Genomic DNA, 26,599 nt, shown 5'->3' on the forward strand with positions numbered 1-26,599 from the left:
ACTAATGAAAGAATTTATACAAACCCTTAAGAATATTTGGAGCCTAAAGGAATTAAGAGATAAAATTCTCTTTACGTTAGGTATTATCCTTGTGTATAGATTCGCATCTTATATCTCGTTGCCTGCAATTAACCTTGCAGAAGTAGGGGATCTCTTAGAGCATTATAAAAATCAAGGCGGTAACAAGCAAGGAGCAGGTCTCCTTGGCTTGCTTTCGTCGTTTACGGGTGGGGCTTTCAGTCACGCTTCTGTAATGGCGTTAGGTATCATGCCTTATATTTCAGCTTCTATTATTGTTCAGTTGATGGGGATGGCTATTCCTTATCTTCAGAAACTTCAGAAAGATGGAGAGTCCGGTAGAAATACATTGAATCAAATTACTAGATGGTTAACAATTGGGGTTTGTCTTGTACAGGCACCTTCTTATTTAACTTCTATTACTCAATTATTCTTACCATATGCTCAGTTCCAATCTGCATACTATGTAGAGCCAAACTCTATCATGTTCTGGTTACCAAGTATTGTTATACTTGTTGCCGGTTCAGTATTTGCAATGTGGTTAGGTGAGAAAATTACTGACAAAGGAATCGGAAATGGTATTTCTATCCTTATTATGGTTGGTATCTTATCTAGACTTCCAGAAGCATTTGTACAGGAAATGGCCGTGCAGAACGGAAAAGGAGGAATGGGATCTATCATGATCCTTATTGAAGTGATATTCTGGATGTTGGTGGTTCTTTTAGCAGTCGTCCTATCGGTCGCTGTTAGAAAAATTCCAATTCAATATGTAAGCAGAGCTCAAGCAAGAGGAGGTGTAAATAGAAATCTTATGCAAGGAGCAAGACAATGGATTCCATTGAAAGTTAATGCTGCCGGTGTTATGCCAATTATCTTTGCTCAGGCATTGATGTTCGTACCTGGTTTATTAACTAAATTCGATGAGTCTAATACTTTTCTTGCAGGTTTCAAGAATGTTTTTAGCTGGCAGTACAACGTATTGTTCGCGCTATTAATTATTATCTTCTCATTTTTCTATACTGCAATTACTATTCCGGTAAACCAAATGGCTGATGATTTGAAGAGAAATGGAGGTTTAGTACCGAAAGTAAGACCCGGTAAAGAGACAGCTGATTATTTAGATGATATTTTATCAAAAATTACCTTGCCAGGTGCAATATTTTTATCTATCTTTGCAGTCCTTCCAGCAATTGTGCATGGAAGCTTTGTTCAGACAGATGCGTTCGCCCTATTTTTCGGGGGAACATCACTATTGATTATGGTGGGAGTTATTTTGGATACAGTTCAACAGATTAATACATATCTGCTGAACCATCACTATGATGGCTTAATGCAGTCTAAACTGTCAAGAACGACTGGATATTAATTTATGGCAAAACAAAAACATATTGAACAAGACGGCGTTATTACGGAAGCACTTTCGAACGCCCAGTTCCGTGTAGAGCTAGAAAATGGGCATATGCTTATCGCTCATATTTCTGGTAAAATGAGAATGCATTATATTAAACTTTTACCTGGTGATAAGGTAAAACTAGAAATGTCTCCCTATGATTTGACAAAAGGGAGAATTACTTTTAGATATTAAACAACCGCCAAATGGAGTCTTCGGGTTTCCATTTGGCTATTGTTAAAAAATAAATACTATCAAATGAAAGTTAGAGCATCAATCAAAAAAAGAAGTGCTGATTGCAAGATCGTACGCAGAAAGGGTGTACTATTTGTAATCAACAAGAAGAACCCAAAATTTAAACAAAGACAAGGCTAATATTAAATTATGGCGAGAATTGCAGGTATTGATTTACCAAAAAACAAAAGAGGCGTTATCGGTTTGACTTATATTTATGGAGTTGGAAGAAGTACTTCTTCTGAAATCCTTAAAGCTGCCGGTATTAGCGAAGATAAGAAAGTCAACGAATGGAATGACGATGAATTGGCTGCAATCAGAAATTTTATTACTGAAAACGTAAAAGTTGAAGGTGAATTAAGATCTGAAGTGCAATTGAACATCAAGAGATTGATGGACATAGGATGCCAACGAGGAATACGTCACAGACTAGGACTACCTTTAAGAGGCCAGAGAACGAAAAACAACTCGAGAACCCGTAAAGGAAAGAGAAAAACAGTTGCTAACAAGAAAAAAGCAAGTAAATAATCGTTAGGAATTATGGCAAAACAAAGTAAAGTAGTTAAAAAAAGAAAAGTAAAAGTTGAAGCTATTGGTGAAGCGCATATTCAAGCTTCTTTCAATAACATCATCATTTCTTTAACAAATAAAAGCGGAGAAGTTATCTCTTGGGCTTCTGCCGGTAAAATGGGATTCAGAGGTTCTAAAAAGAACACTCCTTTTGCTGCTCAAATGGCAGCTGAAAATTGCTCTAACGTAGCCCACGAAGCTGGACTAAGAAGAGTAAAGGTGTATGTGAAAGGTCCTGGTGCAGGTAGAGAATCTGCGATCAGAACAATTCACAATTCAGGTATTGAAGTTAGCGAAATTATTGACGTTACTCCTATGCCACACAATGGATGTAGACCACCAAAAAGAAGAAGAGTTTAATTTTTAGAATTTACCCATTATGGCAAGATATATTGGACCTAAAACTAAGATTGCTAGAAAGTTTGGTGCTGCAATCTACGGAGATGATAAAAACTTCGAAAAGAGAAAAAACCAACCGCCAGGACAACATGGTCCTAACAAAAGAAGAGGTGCTAAAAAATCAGAATATGCAGTTCAGTTAGCTGAAAAACAAAAAGCTAAATATACTTACGGTATTTTAGAAAGACAGTTTGCAAACTTATTCGATAAAGCACACAGAAGTAAAGGTGTAACAGGTGAAGTTCTATTACAGCTTTGTGAATCAAGATTGGATAACGTAGTATACAGATTAGGTTTTGCTAAAACCAGAGCTGGTGCTAGACAGTTAACTTCTCACAGACACATTACTGTGAATGGTGAGATCCTTAACATCCCTTCTTATTTAGTAAAAGCTGGTGACGTAATCGCTGTAAGAGAGAAATCTAAATCTCTTGAAGTTGTTACTGACTCATTAGCTGCTAAAGCAAATTATGAGTGGTTACAATTCAACGATGAGAAGAAAGAAGGTACTTTCATCTCTGCTCCTGAGAGAATCCAAATCCCGGAAGACATCAAGGAACAGCTTATCGTCGAACTTTACTCTAAATAATTTTTTAATCAAATTTTTGCTCAACCCAATAATATGGCAATTTTACAATTCATAAAACCCGATAAAGTAATTTTACTTAACTCTGATGAATTTAAAGGTCAATTCGAATTCAGACCTCTAGAACCAGGTTTCGGGCTTACAATCGGTAATGCTTTGAGAAGAGTGTTGCTTTCTTCTCTGGAAGGATATGCTATTTCATCTATCAAAATAGAAGGTGTAGAGCACGAATTTTCAACTATTCCAGGAGTAATCGAAGACGTAACCGAAATTATTCTTAACCTTAAGCAGGTAAGACTAAAAGCTACGGCAGAAAACCAGACAAATGAGCAGGTTGTTGCTAAAGTTTCGGGACAAACGATTATTACTGCTGGAGATTTAGGTAAATCAATCAATGGATTCGAGATTTTAAATCCGGATTTATTAATCTGTAACCTAAACAGTGATGTAACTTTCGAAATCACCTTCAATGTAGAGAAAGGTAGAGGTTATGTTCCTTCGGAACAAAATAAGACAAACAATGCTCCTGTAGGAACTATTGCTATTGACTCTATTTTTACCCCTATTAAGAAAGTACAATACAGTATTGAGAATTATCGTGTAGAGCAAAAGACAGACTACGAAAAACTTGTATTAGATATAGAAACTGATGGCTCTATCAGCCCTCAGAATGCTTTAACAGAAGCTTCTAAGATATTAATTTATCACTTCATGTTGTTCTCTGATGAGAGAATCACGTTGGAGACTGAAGCTGTAAAAGCATCTATCCAGTACGATGAAGAAACTCTTCACACAAGACAACTTCTTAAGTCTAAATTAGCAGATATGGATCTTTCAGTAAGAGCCCTTAACTGTCTAAAAGCAGCTGAAGTAGAAACTCTTGGAGAACTGGTTTCTTACAGTAAGTCTGATTTGATGAAATTCAGAAATTTTGGTAAAAAATCTTTGACAGAACTAGAAGAATTAGTGCATTCAAAAGGTCTTAACTTCGGTTTCGACGTTGCAAAATATAAGTTAGACGCTGATAAATAATTAATAATGAGACACGGTAAAAAATTCAATCACTTAGGAAGAACAGCTTCTCATAGAAGTGCTTTACTTTCTAATATGGCTTGTTCTCTAATTGAGCATAAAAGAATCAACACTACTGTAGCTAAAGCGAAAGCTTTAAGAGTATATGTTGAACCTCTATTAACAAAGGCAAAAGAAGATACTACACACAATAGAAGAATTGTTTTTTCATATCTTCAAAGTAAAGAAGCGGTTACTGAACTTTTCAGATCAGTAGCTCCTAAAATCGCAGAAAGAAACGGCGGATATACAAGAATCATCAAGACTGGTTTCAGACAAGGTGATGCTGCTGATATGGCTCTTATCGAGCTAGTTGATTTCAACGAACTTTACAATCCTAATGCTGAAGAGAAAAAGACTACTAGAAGAAGTAGAAGAGCTACAACTGCTAAAAAAGAAGCTGTAGTTGCTGATGCTCCTAAAGTAGAAGAAAAAGTTGAAGAGCCTAAGGCTGAAGCAACTGATTCTACTGAAGAGAAAACTGAGGAATAATATAATATTTTCTTCAAAATATAAAAGGAGCGTGTATTTATTTACAGGCTCCTTTATTTTTATAAAAATTATGACCATGAAAAAAACTTTACTTTTTATTTTATTACAATTTTGTATTATAAGTTTTGCTCAGACAAATTTAGACTGGCAGCTTGTAACACCTTTTTTACGCCTGGAAGAGATCATGAAAATGGAAATCTTACCAGACGGAAGTTATCTTGTCCAGAAGAATAACGGTACTGATGATTTGGTTATTACTGAAAATAATGGGAAGACCTGGAGACAGATTAATGATAATGCAAAAACAGTTTACGATTTTACGGTTCATAATAATAAAGGATATGCTGTAATAGGGACAGATTTTAGAATCACTGATCCTAAGTTTTCAACTCCTGGAGTTTCTTACACTTTTCCCGGTAATGCTGAATCTATTTTTGTATTGAATGATAATACAATATTCGTAAGTGGTGGAAACAGCAGAATGTATAAGTCCGTTAATGGTGGAGCGACATGGACGAGTGCCATCGTTCCGACAGTATACCAGGACAGAATTACAAGTGTGTATTTTACTGATGCCAATACTGGATTTTGCGTTACAGATGCAACTAGTGGGAACAGTTTTATTTTTAAGACCACCGATGGAGGACAGACCTGGACTAAAATGAATACAAGCTCTGTTGAGTTTACGAAAGTTACTTTTAAAGATTCAATGAATGGAATTGCTGTAAAATATGGCGGAAATCCTTTATATACTTTAGATGGTGGAAATACGTGGAATGAAGCGGCAGGAATTGGAACTGTAAATGACATTAAAGTTTATAACAATGAATATATTGCCATAGTAAATCCGAATAAATTATATAAAACTGCTACCGGAGAGTCCTGGACAAATACAGGAGATATGTACCCTTCTTCTTTTCATGGTTTTACATGTCTGGCAATCCACCCGGATTTTATTCTTGCAGGGACAAATAATGATGATCCTTATACTTTACGCCATACAATTTTTAAAAGTACAAATAATGCATTAACATGGAATCCATTAAACATTAAATGGATCTATTCACAACCTTATAATAAGGTTTATGCATTTGAAAATTATGCAGCTGTACCTGCAATGGGATATTTTTCTCAGGATAGAGGATATACCTGGACAGCGGCATTATACAATCCTTATCCGGTCGGGCCAATGAATATATTACCCAATGGTAAAGGAATTTCTTTAGGACTGTCCCAATTTTGGATCACAGATGATAATGGACTGACCTGGACTCAGCAAATATCACCCAATTTGCAATTAAGAGTTCCGGCCATGAAACCAAACGGAAATTATGCAATTGCCAATATGGGTACTAATTCATTTGCGTTTACAGGATTTGTTTCTACATATTCTGCTGCAACGGGCTGGACTCCTCAGGTAAATGTAGAATCTGAAGTTACTTCCATGAAGTTTATTGATGACAATGTAGGATTTCTTGTGAACCAAACCAAGATCATGAAAACATTGGACGGAGGATTAACATGGAGTGCCGTTACAAACTTTCCCGGAGCAATTGCAGATGTAAGAAATATTGTTTTTGGAAACTCTTCAAGGGTTTATTTCGGAAAATATTATACAACGAATTTAGGAAGTACATGGAATTCTGTGCCTTCACCAATGGTGTCATTTAAAGATTATGACGTTTTTTCGGATGGTACTGGATATGCGATGGACGACGAAAGAGATGTTTATAAAACAACAAACTATGGCGCTTCATGGCTGAAAATTATAGATACACAGTTATTGCTTACACCCGGTGGTTATATAAACAAGGTCGCTTTTTCTAAAAACTATATGGTTGCAGTAGGATATACAGGTTTTTATGTATTGGATTTTGTGACTGGGAACCTCTCTACCAACGATCCTAAATTAGAAACGAATAATAAAATAAGAATTTATCCAAATCCTACTTCTTCAACTTTATATTTTGATATTAAAGATCAGATTAAAAATATTACAGTATTTGATATCTCTGGAAGAATTTTTAAAAATATAGGGAACCCAAAATCAAATTCAATCGATATTTCTGATCTTGAAAAAGGAAACTATTTTGTAAAAGTTATTACTGAAGATAAGACATACTTAGAAAAGGTAATTAAGAAATAAATAAAAAACCGTTCAGATTTCTGAACGGTTTTTTTATGTTTTAGATTTTTGTCCTTTTCAGTTCAATCACGTTATTGCCTTGCTCAAGATGAATACTATCTCCTTTTACTCTTGCTGTCATATCATCTTTTTTATAAACCGTTTCGCCATCCTTTGTTTCTTTCTTTTCCAGTGTGAAAGTTTTTTTATTGCTTGTAATGGCAACCGTACTTTCTTTCGGATCATTTTTGAAAACTACTTTTACTAAAGCACCATCTGTTGCTTTGTAAACAAAATCTGTCTTTTCTGTTTTCTGTCCATTAACTATTATCGTAGATGAATTTACCGTCGAAGAATCTATTTTCCCATTATTATCAACAATCGTTGTTTCCGAACTATCAGATTTGATGATATTTTTGTTTCCACTTTCAGTCTTGTTGCAGCTTACTAATGATAAAGCTACAAGAGAAGCTGTGATTAAAAGTCCTTTTTTCATGTTATTTATTCTTTTTAATGTATTTGAAAGTTAATTTTCTGTCGTAAAGAAATTAGAATAAATTTAATAAAACAAAAAACAAACCAATAATTATCGCTTAAATATAAAATCTTAAGTAAATGTGTAATTAAATTTTCAAAAATGGTTAAATCATAAGATTTTAATCAATTATTTGTTTTTTTATTTAGATTTGTAAAAATCACATTTGTTATGAAAATCAAGTTTAAATATTTGTATATATTTCTATTGATCCTCATCAGTATTTCAGCTTTCTCCCAAAAAAATATTAAAAGTTTTGAAATTAAAGACGGACATTTTTGGTTGAATAAAAAACAATTCAACATTTATTCTGGTGAACTTCATTATCCAAGAGTACCTTCCCAATATTGGAAACATCGATTACAGATGATGAAAGCAATGGGACTGAATACAGTCACCACGTATGTTTTCTGGAACTACCACGAAGAAAGTCCAGGAAAATGGAACTTCTCTGGTGAAAAAGATTTACAGAAATTTATAAAAACTGCACAGGAGGTAGGACTGTATGTAATCATTCGTCCCGGCCCTTACGTTTGTGCTGAGTGGGAATTCGGAGGATATCCTTGGTGGTTGCAAAAAGATAAAAATTTAGAAATTAGAACTGATAATAAAGCTTTTCTTAAAGAATGTGAGAAATATATCAATCAATTGGCAAAGCAGATTATTCCGATGCAGATTAATAATGGAGGTGCTGTAATTATGGTTCAGGCTGAAAATGAATTTGGATCTTATGTTGCCCAAAGAAAAGATATTTCATTGGAACAACACAGAAAGTACAGCCATAAAATAAAAGATCTATTGGTGAAATCTGGAATTTCAGTTCCATTTTTTACTTCTGATGCTAGTTCTCTTTTCAAAGGAGGTTCTATTGAAGGAGCGTTACCAACTGCAAATGGAGAAAGTAATATCGAGACTCTCAAAAAAAGTATCAATGAATATCACGGAGGTAAAGGTCCGTACATGGTTGCAGAATATTATCCGGGCTGGCTCGATCATTGGGCAGAACCTTTTGTAAAAGTTTCCACAGAAGATGTTGTAAAGCAGACAGAATTATATTTAAAAAATGGAATTTCGTTTAATTATTACATGATTCACGGAGGTACAAACTTTGGATTTACTAGCGGTGCGAATTATGATAAAGACCGCGACATTCAGCCCGACATTACAAGTTACGATTATGACGCTCCGATCAGTGAAGCAGGCTGGACTACTCCAAAATATGATGCGTTGAGAAATGTTTTTCAAAATTTAAATAAAGAAAAACTTCCTGATGTTCCAAAACCGATGAAAGTAATTTCTTTTTCAGATATAAAATTAAAAACAACTTCATTATTTGATATTATTGATCAGCAAAAATCAATCTCAGCAGATAAACCTTTGACATTTGAAGATCTTAATATTGGCCACGGCTACATTTTATACAGAAGAAAATTTGAGGTCGATTACAAAGGAAAGCTCGAGATAAAAGGATTGAGAGATTACGCCAATATTTATATCAATCAATTATGGAAAGGCGAAGTCAACAGATATTACAAAAAATACGATCTTGAAATAGATATTAAAAAAGGCGAAACCTTAGATATTATTGTCGAAAACATGGGACGAATAAATTATGGAGCTGAGATTGTTCATAATTTAAAAGGAATAATCAGTCCCGTAATCATCAATGGAAATGAAATTAATGGCAATTGGAAAATGTATCCGTTACCTTTTGATAAATTTCCAAAGATCAATTATAAAGAAAAAGATATTGCCATAAGCACACCGGCCTTAAAGGAAGGTGAATTCATACTTGAAGAAACAGGAGATACATTTCTCGATATGCGAAAATTTGGAAAAGGAATTGTTTTTATTAACGGTAAAAATATTGGAAGATATTGGAGCAGAGTCGGGCCGCAACTTACTTTGTATGTTCCTGGAGTTTGGCTAAATAAAGGAAAGAATACGATTCAGATTTTTGAACAAATCAATGAAAATAATATTTCTGAAATTAGTAGTATAAAAACTCCGATTCTTGATCAATTGGTTAATTAATTATTGCTAAAAATTTTAAAATAAAAATATCAGGAACTAATTTTGTTTAAAAGATGAAATACTGTCTTTTTTGCTTTTCAATATTAACTAAAATTTAACTTGGAATTGGTCGAAAAGGCAGTCCATTTATGATCAAAAAAGTTAAAAATTGATTAAATTTGTATAAACTATAAAAAAAACGGAAAAATGAGTTACATTTCTTACATAGAAGCGAGACAAATTTTGGATTCAAGAGGAAATCCTACAGTAGAAGTAGATGTATTTACAGAAAGTGGCGCAATGGGTCGTGCTGCAGTACCTTCGGGAGCATCTACAGGAGAACATGAAGCGGTTGAATTACGTGATGGTGGTTCAGAATATTTGGGGAAAGGAGTTCTTAAAGCTGTTGAAAACGTAAGAGAAGTAATAGCGCCTGAGTTAGTTGGTCTTCCGGTTTTTGATCAGAATCTTTTAGATCAGATCATGATCGAGCTTGATGGTACACCTAATAAAGGAAGTCTTGGAGCAAATGCAATCCTTGGAGTTTCATTGGCAGCGGCAAAAGCAGCAGCAGCAGAATTGAAAATGCCTTTATATAAATATGTAGGTGGTGTTAATGCTAATACACTTCCTGTTCCGATGATGAACGTTATCAACGGTGGTTCTCACTCTGATGCGCCTATCGCGTTCCAGGAATTTATGGTAATGCCGGTAAAAGCAGATTCTTTCTCTCACGCGTTGAGAAAAGGAACTGAGATTTTCCACAGCCTAAAAGCAATTCTTCATTCAAGAGGTCTTTCTACTGCGGTAGGTGACGAAGGTGGTTTTGCACCAACTTTCAAAGGAACTGAAGATGCTTTGGATACTTTGCTTCAGGCAATTGAAAAAGCTGGTTACAAGCCTGGTGACGATGTAATGATCGCATTAGACTGTGCTGCTTCAGAATTCTATAAAGACGGAATTTATGATTACAGAAAATTCCAGACTCCGGATGCTGCACAATTTACAAGCAGTGAGCAAGTTTCTTATTTAGCTGATCTTGCAAATAAATACCCAATCATTTCTATCGAAGATGGTATGCAGGAAAATGACTGGGAAGGTTGGAAAATGTTAACTGACAAGATCGGTGACAGAGTACAATTGGTAGGTGACGATTTATTCGTAACAAATGTTGAAAGATTAGCAAGAGGTGTTGAAGAAGGAATTGCTAACTCAATCCTTGTAAAAGTAAACCAAATTGGTTCTCTTTCTGAAACAATGGCAGCTGTACAAATGGCTCAACATAACAAATTCACTTCAGTAATGTCTCACAGATCAGGAGAAACTGAAGATTCTACAATCGCTGATTTAGCTGTAGCAATGAATTGCGGACAGATCAAAACAGGTTCTGCTTCAAGATCAGACAGAATGGCGAAATACAATCAATTATTGAGAATCGAAGAAGCTCTAGGAGAAACAGCAATTTTCCCAGGATTAGGTGCATTTAAGATCAAAAGATAATCGAAATTATAAATAACGGCAAGCGATAATTTTTGTTTGCCGTATTTTATGGAATTTAGTAAATTTAGAAAAAAAATAAATAAATGTCAGACAACAAAGTAATATTGAATTACGACGGTAATTCATATGAATATCCAATCGTGGATAGTACTATCGGAGACAGAGGGATCGATATTTCAAAGCTAAGAGACCAAACAGGTTTAATCACTCTAGATTTAGGTTACAAAAATACAGGAGCTACACTTAGCGACATTACTTACTTAGACGGTGATAAAGGGGAATTATTCTACAGAGGATATCCTATTGAGCAGATTGCTGAAAAGTCTAACTTCACAGAAGTAATGTACCTTTTGTTACACGGTGAATTACCAACTTCAGACCAATTCAATACCTTCAACGGTAATATTAAAAAATATAACTTCGTAGCAGAGGAGATGAAAAAAATCATCGATGCTTTCCCTCGTTCTGCTCACCCAATGGGAGTTTTATCTTCTTTAACTTCTGCTTTAACTGCCTTCAACCCGAAAGCGGTTAACGTAAACTCTAAAGAAGAAATGGATCTTGCTGCAGAATTGCTTATTGCTAAATTTGCTCACCTTGCTGCTTGGACGTACAGAAAAACTCTAGGTTTACCATTAAACCACGGAGATAACAACCTAAACTATGTAGAGAATTTCTACAAAATGGCATTCAGATTACCAAATGAAGAGTTTGAAATCAACCCTGTGGTAACTGCTGCTTTAGATAAATTATTAATTCTTCATGCAGACCACGAGCAAAACTGTTCTACATCTACTGTAAGAATGGTAGGTTCTGCTCACACAGGTCTTTTTGCTTCAGTTTCTGCTGGTATTTCTGCACTTTGGGGACCACTTCACGGTGGTGCAAACCAAGCAGTTATCGAAATGCTTGAATTGATTGAAAAAGACGGTGGAGATGTTAACAAGTGGGTTGAAAAAGCGAAAGATAAAAACGACAGCTTCCGTTTGATGGGATTCGGACACAGAGTTTACAAAAACTTCGATCCAAGAGCGAAAATTATCAAAAAAGCTGCTGACGATTTATTAATTGCACTAGGAATTGAAGACAAAGCTCTTGATATTGCTATGCAGTTAGAAAAAGTAGCATTGGAAGATGAGTACTTCATCGAAAGAAAATTATATCCAAACGTAGATTTCTATTCGGGAATTATCTACAGAGCTTTAGGAATTCCTACAGAAATGTTTACAGTAATGTTTGCATTAGGAAGACTTCCGGGATGGATCGCTCAATGGAAAGAAATGAGATTAAAAGGAGACCCGATCGGAAGACCAAGACAGGTTTACCAAGGAGCTCAAAAAAGAGACTATATCGATTTAGTAAACAGATAATATTTGTTTCAGATAAATATAAATCCCAAAGTTTTGTGCTTTGGGATTTTTTTTTGTTTTAAATAATGAAAAATTAGCTAGTAATTCTCAGACTTGAAATTTTTTCATTTTCAATCTCAAAGTTATACTTTAAAACAATCGGACTTCCATCAAAAGTTCCCGAAACTTTAGTTGTTAAAACGGTCATTTTATCTTCATTAAAAACATCAATAGCTTCTAGCTTGGTTTTATATTCTGCATTGGTTTTTTCGTTCCAGTCTTTTATTTCTTCTTTTCCTTGGTGGGTTTTTCCTTCATCAAAGACCTGTGCATTGTCCGAAAAACACTCTGAATATGAAATACTGTCAAAGTTTTCCTGAGCTTTTAATAAATTTTTTAAAATAATAGGTAAATCCATTTTTATATTTTTTTTGGTTAATTTAAATTGTTGGAATCGTTCCTCCATCGATTACATATTCAGTTCCGGTTAAATAACTTGCTCTTGGTGAAACTAAAAATCCGACAAATTCAGCAATATCTTCCGGTTGAGCAGGCCTTCCGATGGGAATTCCGCCCAGTGCATCCATCACACTTTGGGTTGCTTCTTCTATCGTTGAATTTGAACTTTCAGCGATTCTTTCCATCATTCTCGTCGAAGAATCTGTCATGATCCAGCCCGGTGAAACCGTCAAAACGCGAACCCCTTTTGAAGAAACTTCTTTAGATAAACCTTTACTGTAATTAATTAAACCCGCTTTTGCAGCTGCATAAGGCAAAGTAGAATCATACAACGGTAATCTCCCTTGAATGGAAGCAATGTGGATAATTACTCCATATTTTTGTTCGATCATTTGGGGTAAAAATCCTCTGTCTAAACGAACCGGAGCTAATAAATTTGTTTGAATGGATGTTTCCCAATCTTCATCCGTTAAAACAGAAAATCCGCCGCCTTTTGTTTCCGCACCGCCAAGAGTATTAATTAAAATATCAAGCTTCCCGAATTTTGACAAAACTTCTTCTACAACTTTTTGTGTACCTTCAGCTTTACTCAGATCTGCAGCGATAAAATGAATGTTTTCATTCATGATTTCTGGTTGGTTTCTTGCCGTCACGATTACTGTTGCACCTGCAATTAATAGTCTCTCTGCAATGGCTTTTCCTGCGCCTTTTGTTCCACCTGTTACTAAGGCTATTTTATTGCTTAGTTCATTATTAAAATTAAATTGTTCGTTCATATGTTTAAAGTTTGGTACAAATTTCAGGAGTATGATGAGTTTATACAAGTACGGAAATACGATTCATATAGGGATAAATTTTTCCCCTATTGCTGTTTTTAGAACATTGACTAATTTTGTAATATGTATGAAAGAAAAATTCCGCCAAATTTAAATTGTGGACTAGATCTGATCGGTGAAGTTCTTTATGGCAAATGGAAAATCCGTTTGTTATGGTTTATCAATGAAGGTTTTCTGCGACCAAGTGAGTTGCAGAGGAAAATTCCGGATGCTTCCCGCAGAGTTTTAAATATCCAATTGAATGAATTGGAAGAGCACCAATTAGTTACGAAGAAAATTTATGCCGTCGTTCCCCCAAAAGTTGAATACAGTCTTACCGATTTTGGTAAAACTTTGATACCTGTGATCTCTGTTTTAGGACAATGGGGAGACGAAAATGAAGAACGTCTGAGAACAGTTATTCTTAATCGATTAGAAAATATTTCAGGAGAAAAAAGTTAAAAAAATGATATCTGATAAAAGTAAAACCTGCTTGGTGTAAGCAGGTTTTTTATTTTTAATTAAGGACATTGGCAGTTGTTACAAGTCCAGATATAGCATTTTCCTGAGTCATCCCACTCGCAGCAGCGTCTTGCTCCACCGATTGCGATGCCTCCTACAATTGATTTTTGTTGATCTCTTCCTAATTTTTGTGCGTGTTTCAGCACTGGGTTTTTCTTGTTCATGATTTTGTGATTTGATGTTAATAGTTAAGTTTAATTTTCGCGAAAACTATATCACTAATATATGAATTTATTTTAAATGTGAATAAAATTTTATATGTAAATTAATAATTAGCAATATGTTAGATCTAAAATTATCTTTCAAACGCTTTGATGAAAGCAATTAAATCTGCCATTAATTCAAAAAAACTTAACTAAAAACTGTAGAACTGAGATTTTGCAGTATAAAATTAAAGCTTGTTTATAAAACAGCTCAAAAGTTTCCTAAATACAGACCTTTACTTATATTTGTAGTATTGCATAAATCTTTATGAAACTAAACATTAAAAACGAAACGGGGAGGCTGAGATCAGTAGTTTTAGGCCAACCCAATTCAATGGGACCCGTTCCCACACTTGAGGAAAGTTATGATGCCAAGTCATATTACTCAATCGAAAACAACATGTATCCAAAAGAAGAGGATATCATCAATGAAATGAATGCTTTTGAAGCAGTTTTGAAAAAATATGATGTAGAAGTGCTTCGTCCAAGTATCATTAAAGATTACAATCAGGTTTTCGCAAGAGATGTAGCTTTTGTGATTGATGATAAAATGATCATTTCAAACGTCATTGCAGACAGAGCCGATGAGCAGGAAGCTTACAAAAATGTTTACGAAAAAGTAGCATGGAGAACAATAATCAACCTTCCAGAAACTGCCCACATTGAAGGTGGCGACGTAATTGTTTGGAACGATTTTCTTTTCATCGGAACATGTTTCAGTGAAGATTACAGAAATTATAAAACAGCCAGAACCAACGAATACGCGATTGAAATTCTAAAGGAATATTTTCCAAAAAAGAGAATTATCGATTTAGAATTAAAGAAAAATGACAGAATTCCATACGAGGGAATTTTACACTTAGATTGTACATTCAATCCGGTTGGAAAAGATAAATGTATCATTTACAAAAACGGTTTTGTGGATGAAAGTGATTACCGTTTGATCATCGATATTTTCGGGGAAGAAAACTGTTTCCACGTTACAGACGAAGAAATGTTTGAAATGTGCCCGAATATTTTCTCAATCTCTCCGGAAATTGTAGTGTCAGATAAAGCGTTCACAAGAATGAATAATCACCTGAGAAACGAATGGGGAATGACCGTTGAAGAAATTCCGTACAGAGAAATTTCTAAAATGGGAGGGCTTCTACGTTGTTCAACGATGCCGCTTGTTAGGGAGTAGGAGCATAGTAGAGTTTTAGTGTTGGAGAGTGGGAGAATGTTAGTGTTTGAGGGTTTATAAAAAGTATTTGTTTTTTTTCTATTTTAGTTGAAAATACAAATATGTCAATAATTAAATTTCATCAGGATTTGAAGGTTTTTCAAAAATCGGTTGATGTCGCAATGATTATTTATGAGCTTTCAAAATCTTTTCCTAAGGAAGAACTTTATTCTCTTACCGATCAAATCAGGAGATCTTCAAGATCTGTTTCTGCAAATATCAGTGAAGCTTGGGGAAAAAGAAAGTATGAAAAATCTTTTGTTGCCAAACTTACAGATTCTGAAGGTGAAGCGAGGGAAACTCAAACATGGCTTTTATTTGCTCTAAAATGTAACTACATTAATGAAGAACAATTTAATAATTTAAACAATCAGTATAATCAAATAATTGGGATGTTGGTCAATATGATGAGTCAGTCACAAAGTTGGTGTTCATTTTCATCAGTAAATAAGGAAGAAAAATAATTTTGCACTAAAACACTAAAACACTAAAACACTAAAACACTAAAACACTAAAACACTAAAACACTCAGACTCTCAACCCCCCCCCCTCAAACTCAAAACAGATGCAGACAACAGATACAGTATTAATGATAGAGCCGATTGCATTCGGTTATAACGCAGAGACAGCGGAAAATAATTATTTTCAAGTTGAACAGAAAGGTTCTGATATTCAATCTAAAGCTTTGGCAGAATTTAATATTTTCGCTGAGAAATTAAGAAGTAAGGGAATTAATGTCATTACGATAAAAGACACGATAGATCCTCACACACCGGATTCAATTTTTCCGAATAACTGGGTAAGTTTTCACAAGGATGGGAAGGTAGTTTTATACCCGATGTTCGCTTCCAACAGAAGAGTAGAAAGAAGAGAAGATATTATTGAAACGATTAAAGAAAAAGGTTTTGAGGTTTCCGAAATTGATGACTGGTCATTGCCGGAAATCCAGGGTCACTTTTTGGAAGGTACGGGAAGTATGATTTTCGACCATGACAATAAATTGGCTTACGGTTCGGTTTCTTTAAGATTGGATGAAAGATTGTTCAGAGAATTTTGTGAGAAATATGATTTTACGCCTGTGGTTTTTCATTCTTTTCAGACAGTAGGTTCAGAAAGACTACCGATTTATCATACAAACGTTATGATGTGTGTAGCAGATAAATTTGTGGTAATTTGCCTTGACTGTATTGATAATGAATTGGAAAGAAGCAAAGTCATCGAAACCATCAAAAATTCAGGAAAAGAAATCATTGAAATTTCTGAAGAGCAAATGCAGCAATTTGCAGGAAACATGCTTCAGGTTCAGAATAAAGACGGAGAAAAATTTTTAGTAATGAGTCAAACTGCGTTTAAATCTTTAAATGAAAATCAAGTTTCAGTTATTGAAAAGTACTGTGAGATCATTTATTCGGATTTAAATACAATTGAAGTAAACGGCGGTGGAAGTGCACGTTGTATGCTTGCCGAAGTTTTCTTACCAAAAAAATAATATATTTGCGGAAAATATAATTAATTGGACTCATTAAGCAATAAAGGCTTACATATTCTTCTGACTTTGGAAACAGAGTCAGAATCTTTGTTAATAGACAGTGCCGGTTTTTTGGAATATGCAAAAGCTATTCTGGAAACTAAAGATGTAGAAATTGTTGGTATAACAGATCATGTTTTTGAAAATCTGAGCTTTACATCGGCAATATGTCTTAAAGAATCCCATATGTGTATTCACACCTGGCCGGAATTTAAGCAACTTACATTCGATGTTTTTCTTTGTAATTATCTTCAGGATAATACCGGAAAAGTAGAATTGATCGCTGATGAGATCTGTGAATATTTTAAAGCTAAAATCATTCAAAAACACAAGATTTACAGATAAAAAATGCATTACACTTGTCCCGTTTGTAATACAGAAAATAAACATGACCTTACATTTCCAATAGAAGAGTATGTGTGTAAATCGTGCTCAAATATTATTAATGTAGAAACAAACAACGCAAAATCTATTATTAAAAAACCAATAGAAAATGTAGTTTTAAATATTGGTCAAAAAGGAATAATAGATCTTATTGAATATACTGTTGTTGCCATTATAGTCCGTAAATATGGCACAAACATTTTCTGGCGAGAATATTACCTGAAAGATTATAAGAATAACGATGCTTTCTTGAGCGAAAGCGATGGGCATTGGGTTTTTCTACATTCAATTCACGCTGATGATGTAAATAAGAAAGGAAGTTCCAAGACAATGACTGTTCATACCAGAAATTACCGTTGGTATGAGACTACTCCGTGTAATATTCATGCTGCGACAGGTTTTTTCGAGGAAAAACTTAATTTCAATCTTGCTACTTATAAAGAATACGTGAATGGCACGAATATGATTTCTCAGGAACAATACGGAAATAAAATTCAGTATTTCGGAGGAAAACATATTTCTAAACATTTCATTAAAAAAACTTTCAAACTTTCTCATATGCCGAATTATTCCGGAATTGGGATTGTTCAGCCTTATTATATTGATATTAAACAATTAATAAATGTTCTGGGAATTGCAGCACTCTTAATTTGCTTACTACAGCTTTACGTGTATTCATCCAGAACAAATGCCTCTGTTTTTCAGGATACAATCAAGTTTAGAGATGTGAAAAATAAGGAAATGGTTTCTAAAAGTTTTACACTTTCCGGAGGTTCAGCGCCTTTGAAGATCATTGCACATTCTGAAGTGGATAATTCATGGGCAAATCTTCAATTAAGTCTTGTAAATGAAAATACGAACGAAGCTGTTTATGCTTCTAAAGACATAGAAGAATACTCCGGATATGAGGATGGAGAAGTTTGGAGAGAGGGTAAAACTACCGAAGAATTTAATATTTGCGGAGTTTCTCCCGGGAAATATCATTTTGTCGTTTCTGCCGAATCTCAACAGTCAACAGGTGCAATATTTACTTCAGGTTCGGATACGGGCTTAACCATAACCAAAGAAGGCTCGGGAATAGTAAATGTATTGGATAACAGTACAAAACAAACTGTTTCATTTGGTGATGTAAAAACATTGGAAAAAGATTCAAGTGATATGGGAAAATTGGTTAAGCAGGTTTTTCCGAATAAAAATTTAGATTCTCTTTTAGCCTTAAATCCGGTAGTTCAGTCCTCACCGGCAAATACAGCGGACGAAAGTTCAATAGATGTAAATGCAACTTGGTTTCCTGTTTCTTTCTGGAATTTTGGAATAATCCTTAGTGTTATGGTCGTCTTTTTTATTGTATGCTATTGGGGAAGACATCTTTTCAATGTTTCAAAATGGAATAACAGCTCAAATTCACCTTATCCAAAATCTTAACATATGGCAAATATTTTAAACTATATAAAAGAAAATTGGTTAATCCTTTTAGTAGGAAGTACATTTCTTGGTGGATTTACTTATCTTACCTACGCAGGAAATCAGCTCTGTGATTGCGAAAAAACAGAAACCTACCGCGACGGAACTACAAGAAGCCATTCTTCCGGTAGAGGATTTTACAGATACTATCACAAATAAAAATATATAACTATGGAAAATATAAACTTTCTACCCGTCATCAATTCCGTTTTATATTCATTTCTTGGAATTATCATTCTGCTGATCTGCTATTTTATTCTGGAAAAAATAACGCCCGAAAAAACATGGCATGAAATTTCTCAAAACAAAAATACAGCATTGGCAATTGTTTTTGGAGCTTTCATTATCGGGATCTCGATCATTATAGGAGCAGCGATTCATGGATAGAAAACGACTGTCCTTAGAAATTCTTCTCTTATCATCAGTATTTGTAATCGCAACCTGCGGACTTATTTACGAATTGGTTGCGGGTGCTTTGGCAAGTTACCTTTTGGGAGATTCTGTAAAGCAGTTTTCTTTCATTATTGGGGTTTATCTTTTTTCGATGGGCGTTGGTTCGTATTTGGCTAAATTTATCAAAGGAAGCTTAATCGATAAGTTCATAGAAATTGAAATCCTTGTCGGCATTGTCGGCGGAATAAGTTCTGTTGTGCTTTTCCTTTTATTCAATACAATTGGACATTTTGAGTGGGCTTTATACTTATTCGTTTTTTCAACGGGATGTTTAGTCGGTCTGGAAATCCCTTTGTTAATGAATATTCTGAAAGATAAAGTTCAGTTTAAAGATTTAGTTTCCAATGTTTTTGCATTTGATTATGTTGGAGCTTTACTCGCTTCCATTCTTTTTCCATTGGTTTTAATTCCGAATCTGGGAATCATTAAAACACCTTTGTTTTTTGGTTTAATTAATATTTCCATTGCTATTTTTCTCTGTTTTTATTTAAAAAACGATTTGGTAAAGCCTTTTTCATTAAAAGTAAAATCAATTGGAGCATTTCTATTATTGCTTGTTTTATTTATATTTTCAGATAAAATTTTAGCATTTTCTGAAGAGAAATTATACGGTGAAAACATCGTTTATGCTAATAATTCGCCTTATCAAAGGATCGTTTTGACGAGAAATAGTAATGAGTTTCGATTATATTTAAACAATAACTTGCAGTTTTCTTCCACAGACGAATATCGTTATCATGAAGCATTGGTTCATCCTGCAATGTCTATGGCAAAAAAGGTTAATCATGTTTTAATTTTAGGTGGTGGAGATGGTTTTGCAGTCCGTGAAGTGTTAAAATATAAAGAGGTAAAAGATATCACATTAGTTGATCTTGATGGAGAAATGACAAAGTTTTTCAAGGACAATGAAACCATGCGTAAGCTTAATAACAGCTCTCTTTCTAGTTCAAAACTGAAAGTTATCAACAAAGATGCGTACGTTTGGGTAAAAAATTCCACTCAAAAATATGATGTCATTATCATTGATTTCCCTGATCCATCAAATTACAGTTTAGGAAAATTATATTCATTGCAGTTCTATAAAGAATTAAAAAATCTGACGACCCAAGATACAAGAATCGTTGTACAGACGACATCGCCTTATTTTGCTCCGAAATCATTCTGGTGCATTCAGAAAACATTGAATCAGGTATTTCCTTTTGTTCAGGCTTATCACACGTATGTTCCGTCTTTTGGGGAATGGGGATATTGTATGGCCTCAAATGATTCGATTAATAATCATGTGATGAGAAAACTTCCGGGTTTAAGGTTTTATGATTATAATTTCCCGCAGATGAGCTATTTCAGTAAAGATATGATGGTGAAAGAGGTTGAGGTCAATAGGTTGGATAATCAAATCTTAGTAAGGTATTTCGATGAAGAGTGGGGAAAAGTACAATAGAAAAGAGTTTCTGACAACCCTGTTTTGGGGAGGAATCGCGCTGTCTTTTTTACAGTATTGTGAAAAGAAAACAAAGTCATTTTTACTTAAAATTACCGGAACAAACTCTGTTTTAGGGCATCGTTTATGGGCAAAAGATTTCCCAAAAGCTTCAGAAGAAATTAAAACTAAATTTTTAATTGTCGGTGGTGGAATTTCTGGGCTGTCGGCTTGCAGGTTTTTTAGCAAAAACAACGAAAATGATTTCCTTTTACTGGAAATGGAAAATCATTTAGGCGGAAATTCATCAAACGGACAAAATAAATTTTCAAAATTCCCTTTAGGGGCTCACTATTTGCCGTTGCCTAATAAAGAAAATACAGAGATCATTGAGTTTCTAAAAGAAATTGAAATTTATCAGGGAGACGATCAAAACGGCGACCCGATTTTAGATGAATATCAAATGACTTTTCCACAGCAGGAAAGATTATTCTATAAAAATTCGTGGCAAAATGATATTGTTCCCCAAAAAGGAATTTCCATTGAAACTCAAGAGGAATTTGATCGATTTTTTAAGCTAATGGATAATTTTCGAGATAAAAAAGATTCCAAAGGAAATTATTACTTCGCCATTCCAGTTGAAGATTCCAGCTTTGAAGAACCTGATTTTGTTCAGTTGGAAAAAATGCTGTTTAAAAGTTTTCTCGCTACCCATAATTTTAAATCAGAAGAGCTTCTTTGGCTGCTGGATTATTCCTGTCGGGATGATTACGGTTTGGGAATCGACTACGTTTCAGCTTGGGCGGGTATTCATTATTTTGCAGGAAGAAAAAACAATTGGAGCAAAAAATATAAAGATCAGGTTTTCACCTGGCCGGAGGGAAATGCAAGATTATCCAAGCACCTTTCAAAATATACAAAGGATAAAAATTTACTTGATCATTTGGTTTTTGATGTAAAATTTAATGAAAATCATGTTGAGGTTTTGAGCTTCGATAACAATCAGAAAAAAACAAAAAAAATTATCGCTGAAAAAGTTCTTTTTGCAACACCACAATTCGTGAATGAGAGAATTTTTAACAATAAAAGAGCTGAAAATTTTAATTACGTTCCGTGGCTTTTAACGACGATAACGCTTAAAAATGAATTTGGCGGAGACAATGAATTGGCTTGGGATAATGTGATCTATGGTTCGGATGGTTTGGGATATATTTATGATCAACACCAAAATATTGGTCAAAACGTTGGCGAAAAAGTGATCACCTATTACAGAAGTTTTTCCACCGACGATTGTAAAAAAGCCAGAAGGAAATTATATTCGATGAAAGAAGCTGAACTTAAAGATTTAGTTTTAAATGATCTTAAAAAAGCGCATCCTTTGATTGAAGATTTTATTATTGAAATGCAATTTCACAAAATCGGTCACGCAATGATTGCTCCGGTTCCCAATCGAATTACTGGCAGAATTTCAGAAGAGGCAAAACAACCAATTGATGATAAAATTTTCTTTGCCCATTCAGACTTATCAGGAATTTCAATTTTTGAAGAAGCCTTTTATCAAGGTTGGAGAACTGCAAAAAAGATGATATGAAACAACCTTGGATACATAATGCAAAAACAGATGGTTGGTTTATTTTATCACCACCTTTTCTTATTTTGTTGATTATTTTTCTGTTTCAGAAACAAATTCAGGGATTAGAAAATCATTATTCTTTCTACACTTGGCTGTTTTTAATTGTTTTTGTGGATGTTGCCCACGTTTATTCTACTTTATTTAAAACCTATTTTGTAAAAGAAGAAGTTCGAAAAAGAAAATTATTGTACTACGGAATTCCTGCTTTGAGCTGGATTTTAGGCTTGATTTTATATCAATTCGGAAGCTTAATATTTTGGTCGGTTCTGGCTTTGATCGCAGTTTTTCATTTTATCAGGCAACAGTATGGTTTTATGAGAATTTATGCGAGATTTGAACCCAATAATTTCAGTAAAAAAATAGATGAGGTGGCGGTTTATTCTGCCACGATTTTTCCGATGATGTATTGGTTTAAAACGCCAAGAGCTTTCACTTGGTTTGTTGAAAACGAATTTTATTGGTTTAATAATCTTCCGGATTATATTAATTTCATTACAGTAATTTACTTCATTATTTTATTCGTTTGGATTATCAAAACGGTCGTTGAAATTTTTAAAACGAAATCCGTCAACGTTCCCAAAATAGCCCTGATTTCAGGAACTTATCTTTCATGGTATTTTGGGATTGTTTATTTTAATAATGATTTGGTCTTTACTTTTTTAAATGTAATTTCTCACGGCATACCTTACATTGCCTTGATTTACATAAGAGAAATTAAACAAAAAGAAACTCAAAATCTCAATACATTTTCAATTTTTAAATCGACTTCCGGAATTTTTTTATTTATTGCCGTAATTATTGGATTTGCTTTTTTCGAGGAATTTTTATGGGAAATTTTAATTTGGCGCGAACATTTTTCATTTGATTTTCAAATTTCATTAAATTGGTTTCAGTTTGTAGTGCCATTGTTAGTTGTTCCTCAGTTAACACACTATCTTTTAGACGGGTTCATTTGGAGAAAACCTAAAAAAATCATTTAACTTTGTAAAAATTCAATTTAAAATAATATTTATTAACCGGGATGAACTGAAAAGTGCTTATGAAAACGAAAATTATGCTATTGATGGCTCTGCTGCCATTCTTTTTTATCAATGCTCAGCAAAAAACATTTTGTAACCCGATCAATATTGATTACGGATATACGCCGTTCAAGAATTTTTCGAATCAGGGGAAGCACCGTGCGACGGCTGATCCGGTGATCGTTAATTTTAAAAATAAATTATTCCTTTTTTCAACCAATCAGGAAGGTTATTGGTACAGCGACGATATGCTGGATTGGAAATTTGTAAAAAGAAAATTCCTTAGAGACAACAAATATACCCACGATCTTAATGCACCCGCAGTTTGGGCGATGAAAGATACTTTGTATGTGTACGGCTCAACTTGGGAACAGGATTTCCCGATCTGGAAAAGTACAAATCCAACAAAAGATGACTGGCATATTGCTGTCGATACCTTAAAAGTTGGAGCTTGGGATCCTGCTTTTCATTATGACGAAGACAAAAACAAACTTTATTTATATTGGGGTTCAAGCAATGAATGGCCTTTGTTAGGTACAGAAGTAAAGGTTAAAAATTTACAGTCTGAAGGTTTTGTGAAACCTATTTTAAGATTAAAACCTGAAGATCACGGTTGGGAACGTTTCGGAGAATATAATGATAATGTTTTCTTGCAACCTTTTGTAGAAGGAGCTTGGGTTACAAAACACAACGGAAAATATTATATGCAGTATGGCGCTCCGGCAACTGAGTTCAGTGGATATTCTGACGGAGTTTATGTGAGTAAAAATCCTTTGGAAGGTTTCGAATATCAACAACATAACCCATTTTCATATAAACCGGGTGGTTTTGCGAGAGGTGCGGGGCATGGAGCTACTTTTGAGGATAATTTCAAGAACTGGTGGCACGTTTCAACAATATTTATTTCAACAAAAAATAATTTTGAAAGAAGATTAGGGATTTGGCCAGCGGGATTTGATAAGGATGATGTGATGTACACGAATACAGCTTATGGAGATTATCCTACATTCCTTCCACAATATGCTCAGGGAAAAGACTTTTCTAAAGGGCTTTTTGCAGGTTGGATGTTGTTGAATTACGATAAACCTGTTCAGGTTTCATCTACTTTAGGTGGTTATCACTCAAATAATGCAGTGGATGAAGATATTAAAACATATTGGAGCGCAAAAACTGGAAATTCAGGAGAATGGTTTCAAACGGATCTAGGAGAAGTTTCTACGATCAATGCGATTCAGATTAATTATGCGGATCAGGATGTTGAGTTTATGGGTAAAACTTTAGGCAAAATGCATCAGTATAAAATTTACGGTTCAGACGACGGTAAAAAATGGACTGTGATTGTTGATAAAAGCAAAAATACCAAAGATGTTCCTCACGATTATGTAGAATTGGAGAAACCTGCCAAAGCAAGATTCCTGAAAATGGAAAACTTAAAAATGCCAACAGGAAAATTTGCATTAAGCGGTTTCAGAGTATTCGGAAAAGGAGCCGGAACAGCGCCTGCAAAGGTTGAAAACTTTGTTCCGTTAAGAGCTGACCCTAAAAAATATGGTGAAAGAAGAAGCATCTGGATGAAATGGCAGCAAAATCAGGATGCAGACGGATATGTTATTTATTGGGGTAAATCTCCTGATAAAATGTACGGTAGCATCATGGTATACGGAAAGAATGAATATTTCTTTACCGGAGCAGACAGAGTAGATTCTTATTATTTCCAGATTGAAGCTTTTAATGCTAATGGTATTTCGGAAAGAACGGAAGTTGTAAAATCAGAATAACATTTTAAAAATATTTATTTAAACCTCTCAGGATTTGATTCTGGGAGGTTTTGTTTTTAGTGTGGCATTCATATTCAATAAATTGATAAATATTTTAACACATAATCTCTATTAGATGAAATATTTCTAAAAAAATACCGAAATTTACAGTGTAAAATATTTAAAACTAAACCATGAAAAAACTTAAACTTCTGTCACTTTCATTATTTCTGCCTTTTATTTTAGGTTGTAGTGATAATGAAACTGAAAAAGATTATCAAATTGAAGTGGATGCAGCTGTAAAGAATATTCATGCCAACCTTCAAAAGGATCTTAATACTGATGTTCCTTCGTTAAGCGTTTATGTCGTTTCTCCAAAAGGGACTTATTTTAGTACAATTAAAGGAACCAACGGTTCTGTTGTTACTCCAAACACGTATTTCCGTTTTGCGAGCAATACCAAAAACTTTACTTCAACTGCTATTCTGAAAATGATGCAGGACGGTTGGCTTAAACTTGATGATAAAATCACAGCAAACATTCCGGGAACGACTGTTCCTTATACACCTGATGTTGCGGATTGGGATTTTCCGAATAAGAATCTTATAACCATTCGTCAGATTTTACAGCATAATGCAGGAATTTATGACGTAACGAATGATCCTTCTCAATATGATGTGAATGGTGAAACGTATACAGATTATATGCTGGAAAACTTCCCGGATCATCAGTTTACAGCAAGTGAATATGTCAAAATTTTGAAAGATCATAACCTTAAGTATGGAGTTCCAAATTCTGTTTATCATTATTCAAACACAGGATTTGCTATTTTAAGCGAGATAATTGCAAGGATTTATTCTCAAAAAACAAGTTCTTCAAAAACGTATGGGAATTATATGTATGATCATATTGTTGGCCCTGGAACAAAAAAGCCTCTCGATATCAAGTTTCCTGAGTTAGCATCGGATAAACAATTACCTTCACCTTATGTAAAAGGTTTTATTAAATATGCCAATCATAACGAAATCACCGATCAAAAGAACGCAAGTGCCCACATCGGAGAGGGAAATGGAGTAGGAACAATGGTGATGCTTACAGATTATATCAGAAGTTTAATGAAAGGTCAGAATGTTTTGTATGCTTCAAGTGCTGAACTGATGAGGACGAGTAAAGGTGCAGCTACAACTTCCGGTTACGCGTTGGGATGTTCTAATTTTGCAGGCATCGGATATGGTCATAACGGGGCTACAGAAGGGTATTTATCCTTAATGACGTATGATCCAACCAATGATGTTTCTGTGATTGTATTATTACCGTATTGGGATTTGAGCAGTACTGCCAATTTTGCAAAATGCCTGAATACCTTAAATGTCACAGGTCTTGAAGTGAAAAAAGTACTCGGATATTAAAAATTTAAATATAAAATAGAACGCTTTGA

General features: G+C 34.3%; 29 protein-coding genes. 25 read left to right on the forward strand and 4 right to left on the reverse strand.

The features are described from left to right. Nucleotides 1-4 precede the first annotated feature (4 nt). The 9 genes from secY (at nucleotide 5) to AC1Q7L_RS09995 (ending at nucleotide 6,906) form a co-directional block, all read left to right on the forward strand. Nucleotides 5-1,384 carry a preprotein translocase subunit SecY gene (gene secY / locus AC1Q7L_RS09955; protein WP_034702876.1) on the forward strand — a complete coding sequence of 460 codons (1,380 nt, stop codon included), beginning with the start codon at nucleotides 5-7 and terminating at the stop codon, nucleotides 1,382-1,384. A gap of 3 nt (nucleotides 1,385-1,387) precedes the next feature. Next, nucleotides 1,388-1,603: a translation initiation factor IF-1 gene (infA, locus tag AC1Q7L_RS09960; protein ID WP_047401287.1), complete on the forward strand. Its 216-nt coding sequence runs from the start codon at nucleotides 1,388-1,390 to the stop codon at nucleotides 1,601-1,603. 63 nt (nucleotides 1,604-1,666) lie between these two features. Beyond that, a complete protein-coding gene (rpmJ, locus tag AC1Q7L_RS09965) occupies nucleotides 1,667-1,783 on the forward strand; it encodes a 50S ribosomal protein L36 (RefSeq protein ID WP_007839480.1) in 117 nt (38 codons plus the stop codon). A gap of 9 nt (nucleotides 1,784-1,792) precedes the next feature. Beyond that, the gene (gene rpsM / locus AC1Q7L_RS09970; protein WP_066752851.1) at nucleotides 1,793-2,170 is read left to right on the forward strand and encodes a 30S ribosomal protein S13; all 378 of its coding nucleotides are present in this window, start codon (nucleotides 1,793-1,795) and stop codon (nucleotides 2,168-2,170) included. A gap of 12 nt (nucleotides 2,171-2,182) precedes the next feature. Then, a complete protein-coding gene (rpsK, locus tag AC1Q7L_RS09975) occupies nucleotides 2,183-2,572 on the forward strand; it encodes a 30S ribosomal protein S11 (RefSeq protein ID WP_034702879.1) in 390 nt (129 codons plus the stop codon). 19 nt (nucleotides 2,573-2,591) lie between these two features. Beyond that, the gene (rpsD, locus tag AC1Q7L_RS09980; protein WP_072407383.1) at nucleotides 2,592-3,200 is read left to right on the forward strand and encodes a 30S ribosomal protein S4; all 609 of its coding nucleotides are present in this window, start codon (nucleotides 2,592-2,594) and stop codon (nucleotides 3,198-3,200) included. A gap of 33 nt (nucleotides 3,201-3,233) precedes the next feature. Continuing rightward, nucleotides 3,234-4,229, forward strand: a complete 996-nt coding sequence (locus AC1Q7L_RS09985) for a DNA-directed RNA polymerase subunit alpha (protein ID WP_123982592.1) — start codon at nucleotides 3,234-3,236, stop codon at nucleotides 4,227-4,229. A gap of 6 nt (nucleotides 4,230-4,235) precedes the next feature. After that, nucleotides 4,236-4,760 (forward strand): 50S ribosomal protein L17, encoded by a 525-nt coding sequence (rplQ, locus tag AC1Q7L_RS09990; protein ID WP_034725967.1) that lies wholly within the window; start codon nucleotides 4,236-4,238, stop codon nucleotides 4,758-4,760. A 76-nt stretch (nucleotides 4,761-4,836) separates the two neighbouring features. Next, on the forward strand, nucleotides 4,837-6,906 hold the full coding sequence (locus AC1Q7L_RS09995; protein ID WP_492305272.1) for a T9SS type A sorting domain-containing protein: 2,070 nt from the start codon (nucleotides 4,837-4,839) through the stop codon (nucleotides 6,904-6,906). Nucleotides 6,907-6,946: 40 nt separating this feature from the next. Here the strand turns inward: AC1Q7L_RS09995 and AC1Q7L_RS10000 are convergent, their stop codons facing one another. Then, the gene (locus AC1Q7L_RS10000) at nucleotides 6,947-7,381 is read right to left on the reverse strand and encodes a hypothetical protein (protein WP_492305273.1); all 435 of its coding nucleotides are present in this window, start codon (nucleotides 7,379-7,381) and stop codon (nucleotides 6,947-6,949) included. Nucleotides 7,382-7,591: 210 nt separating this feature from the next. On the opposite strand from AC1Q7L_RS10000, the gene AC1Q7L_RS10005 reads away from it, so the two are divergent. The 3 genes from AC1Q7L_RS10005 (at nucleotide 7,592) to AC1Q7L_RS10015 (ending at nucleotide 12,303) form a co-directional block, all read left to right on the forward strand. After that, nucleotides 7,592-9,454 carry a glycoside hydrolase family 35 protein gene (locus AC1Q7L_RS10005; protein ID WP_492305274.1) on the forward strand — a complete coding sequence of 621 codons (1,863 nt, stop codon included), beginning with the start codon at nucleotides 7,592-7,594 and terminating at the stop codon, nucleotides 9,452-9,454. A 186-nt stretch (nucleotides 9,455-9,640) separates the two neighbouring features. Beyond that, on the forward strand, nucleotides 9,641-10,933 hold the full coding sequence (gene eno, locus AC1Q7L_RS10010) for a phosphopyruvate hydratase (RefSeq protein WP_410691334.1): 1,293 nt from the start codon (nucleotides 9,641-9,643) through the stop codon (nucleotides 10,931-10,933). 83 nt (nucleotides 10,934-11,016) lie between these two features. Continuing rightward, on the forward strand, nucleotides 11,017-12,303 hold the full coding sequence (locus AC1Q7L_RS10015) for a citrate synthase (RefSeq protein WP_410691333.1): 1,287 nt from the start codon (nucleotides 11,017-11,019) through the stop codon (nucleotides 12,301-12,303). Between the two features lie 73 nt (nucleotides 12,304-12,376). On the opposite strand, the gene AC1Q7L_RS10020 is transcribed toward AC1Q7L_RS10015, so the two are convergent. Next, complete coding sequence (locus tag AC1Q7L_RS10020) at nucleotides 12,377-12,700, reverse strand: nuclear transport factor 2-like protein (RefSeq protein WP_492305275.1); 324 nt, start codon at nucleotides 12,698-12,700, stop codon at nucleotides 12,377-12,379. A gap of 22 nt (nucleotides 12,701-12,722) precedes the next feature. After that, nucleotides 12,723-13,517 (reverse strand): SDR family oxidoreductase, encoded by a 795-nt coding sequence (locus AC1Q7L_RS10025; protein WP_492305276.1) that lies wholly within the window; start codon nucleotides 13,515-13,517, stop codon nucleotides 12,723-12,725. 123 nt (nucleotides 13,518-13,640) lie between these two features. Between AC1Q7L_RS10025 and AC1Q7L_RS10030 the strand changes: the two genes are divergently transcribed. Continuing rightward, a complete protein-coding gene (locus AC1Q7L_RS10030; RefSeq protein ID WP_492305277.1) occupies nucleotides 13,641-14,018 on the forward strand; it encodes a winged helix-turn-helix transcriptional regulator in 378 nt (125 codons plus the stop codon). Between the two features lie 59 nt (nucleotides 14,019-14,077). Here the strand turns inward: AC1Q7L_RS10030 and AC1Q7L_RS10035 are convergent, their stop codons facing one another. Further along, nucleotides 14,078-14,224, reverse strand: coding sequence for a hypothetical protein (locus AC1Q7L_RS10035; protein WP_492305278.1), 147 nt, complete (start codon nucleotides 14,222-14,224; stop codon nucleotides 14,078-14,080). Nucleotides 14,225-14,549: 325 nt separating this feature from the next. On the opposite strand from AC1Q7L_RS10035, the gene AC1Q7L_RS10040 reads away from it, so the two are divergent. From AC1Q7L_RS10040 to AC1Q7L_RS10095, 12 genes are all read left to right on the forward strand, one after another. Next, nucleotides 14,550-15,464: a dimethylarginine dimethylaminohydrolase family protein gene (locus AC1Q7L_RS10040; protein ID WP_410691328.1), complete on the forward strand. Its 915-nt coding sequence runs from the start codon at nucleotides 14,550-14,552 to the stop codon at nucleotides 15,462-15,464. A 101-nt stretch (nucleotides 15,465-15,565) separates the two neighbouring features. After that, entirely contained in the window at nucleotides 15,566-15,967 is a 402-nt protein-coding gene (locus AC1Q7L_RS10045; RefSeq protein WP_492305279.1) for a four helix bundle protein, read from the forward strand. A gap of 101 nt (nucleotides 15,968-16,068) precedes the next feature. Next, entirely contained in the window at nucleotides 16,069-16,992 is a 924-nt protein-coding gene (gene ctlX, locus AC1Q7L_RS10050; protein WP_492305280.1) for a citrulline utilization hydrolase CtlX, read from the forward strand. 24 nt (nucleotides 16,993-17,016) lie between these two features. Then, entirely contained in the window at nucleotides 17,017-17,376 is a 360-nt protein-coding gene (locus tag AC1Q7L_RS10055) for an S-adenosylmethionine decarboxylase family protein (protein ID WP_492305281.1), read from the forward strand. A gap of 3 nt (nucleotides 17,377-17,379) precedes the next feature. Then, entirely contained in the window at nucleotides 17,380-18,840 is a 1,461-nt protein-coding gene (locus AC1Q7L_RS10060) for a DUF4178 domain-containing protein (RefSeq protein WP_492305282.1), read from the forward strand. 3 nt (nucleotides 18,841-18,843) lie between these two features. Continuing rightward, nucleotides 18,844-19,038 (forward strand): hypothetical protein, encoded by a 195-nt coding sequence (locus AC1Q7L_RS10065; RefSeq protein ID WP_492305283.1) that lies wholly within the window; start codon nucleotides 18,844-18,846, stop codon nucleotides 19,036-19,038. Nucleotides 19,039-19,050: 12 nt separating this feature from the next. Beyond that, nucleotides 19,051-19,266: a DUF350 domain-containing protein gene (locus tag AC1Q7L_RS10070; protein WP_492305284.1), complete on the forward strand. Its 216-nt coding sequence runs from the start codon at nucleotides 19,051-19,053 to the stop codon at nucleotides 19,264-19,266. Further along, a complete protein-coding gene (locus AC1Q7L_RS10075; RefSeq protein ID WP_492305285.1) occupies nucleotides 19,259-20,773 on the forward strand; it encodes a polyamine aminopropyltransferase in 1,515 nt (504 codons plus the stop codon). Before AC1Q7L_RS10070 ends, AC1Q7L_RS10075 begins: the two co-directional genes overlap by 8 nt. Then, the gene (locus AC1Q7L_RS10080) at nucleotides 20,748-22,343 is read left to right on the forward strand and encodes a flavin monoamine oxidase family protein (RefSeq protein ID WP_492305286.1); all 1,596 of its coding nucleotides are present in this window, start codon (nucleotides 20,748-20,750) and stop codon (nucleotides 22,341-22,343) included. Before AC1Q7L_RS10075 ends, AC1Q7L_RS10080 begins: the two co-directional genes overlap by 26 nt. Continuing rightward, nucleotides 22,340-23,365 (forward strand): hypothetical protein, encoded by a 1,026-nt coding sequence (locus AC1Q7L_RS10085; RefSeq protein WP_492305287.1) that lies wholly within the window; start codon nucleotides 22,340-22,342, stop codon nucleotides 23,363-23,365. Before AC1Q7L_RS10080 ends, AC1Q7L_RS10085 begins: the two co-directional genes overlap by 4 nt. A gap of 59 nt (nucleotides 23,366-23,424) precedes the next feature. Beyond that, complete coding sequence (locus tag AC1Q7L_RS10090) at nucleotides 23,425-25,182, forward strand: discoidin domain-containing protein (protein WP_492305288.1); 1,758 nt, start codon at nucleotides 23,425-23,427, stop codon at nucleotides 25,180-25,182. Between the two features lie 173 nt (nucleotides 25,183-25,355). Further along, nucleotides 25,356-26,570, forward strand: a complete 1,215-nt coding sequence (locus AC1Q7L_RS10095; RefSeq protein WP_492305289.1) for a serine hydrolase domain-containing protein — start codon at nucleotides 25,356-25,358, stop codon at nucleotides 26,568-26,570. Nucleotides 26,571-26,599: the final 29 nt, after the last annotated feature.

It is taken from the genome of Chryseobacterium sp. GW823-FHT05E08, from assembly GCF_058795655.1.